We start from the raw sequence: 1,118 nt of genomic DNA on the forward strand, positions 1-1,118 counted from the left end.
GGGTGGGTTCAAGGATGAAGTGCGACTTGCAATAGATAACAACGGTTTATCCTTGCAAGGAACGAGACATGAAGCGCACCTACTCCCAGATCGATATCGATGAACGCCGCAAGATTGCCCGCTGGCGCACGGCTGGGTCAGCGTTGATGTGATCGCCGAGAAGCTGCACCGACATCGCTCGACCATTTTCCGTGAGCTGCGCCGCAATACGTTCGAGGATCGTGAGATGCCGGACCTCAACGGTTACTACTGCGTGATGGCCAATGACACGGCGCGAGAACGGCGTGCCAAGCTGCGCAAACTTGCCCGGTTCGCGCAGCTCCGCCAATCGGTGATCGAGCGCATCATGCATGGCTGGTCGCCGCAACAGATCGCCGGCCGATTGCAGCTTGAGCGCCATCCGATCTCCGTCAGCCATGAGACGATCTATAAGTTCGCCTATTCCTCGGACGGTCACGCCATCAAACTGTGGCGACACCTGCCGGAGCATCGTGCCAGACGCCGGCCGCGGCACGCCAGACGCCGCCATGGCAAGCGGTTCACCCCGGATGTCAACATTCTCTACCGGCCAGACGCCGTCGCCGAGCGAAAACAGTTCGGGCATTGGGAATGCGATCTCATCCAGTTTCGCAAGAAGTTCGGAAAGGCCAACGTGACGTCGCTGGTCGAACGGGTCAGCCGATTTGCCGTCTTGCTGCGCAACAATGACCGGCAATCGAGGCCGGTGATGGACGGCCTGATCCAGGTGCTACAATCCCTGCCCCACCTCGCCCGTCGCTCGATCACCTTCGATCGTGGCACGGAGTTCACCGACTGGCCTTACCTGCAGGCCAGCATCGGAGCGCAGACATGGTTTTGCGATCCGCAATCCCCGTGGCAGAAGGGCACTGTCGAGAACACCAATAGACGGGCCAGGAAATGGCTTTCGAGAGAGGTCGATCCACTGTCTCTCAGCGACCGCGATCTCACCGAGATCTGCAACCGCCTGAACGCAACGCCACGCAAATGCCTCGGCTACAAAACGCCGGCAGAAGTCTTCCGCCAGAAACTCCTCGCGCAAATCAGGCGTACCGGTTAGCCTCTCAAAGCCCGCAGGTCGCGGTTCAGCATGAACTCAC

1 pseudogene is annotated in these 1,118 nt (G+C 59.7%); it reads left to right on the top strand.

Annotated elements, in window-relative coordinates:
- Window positions 1-68: 68 nt before the first annotated feature.
- Window positions 69-1,078, top strand: a pseudogene (locus RWK44_RS34775) (IS30 family transposase).
- Window positions 1,079-1,118: the final 40 nt, after the last annotated feature.

It is taken from the genome of Rhizobium sp. 25PS6, assembly GCF_032464655.1.
GTDB lineage: Bacteria > Pseudomonadota > Alphaproteobacteria > Rhizobiales > Rhizobiaceae > Rhizobium > Rhizobium laguerreae.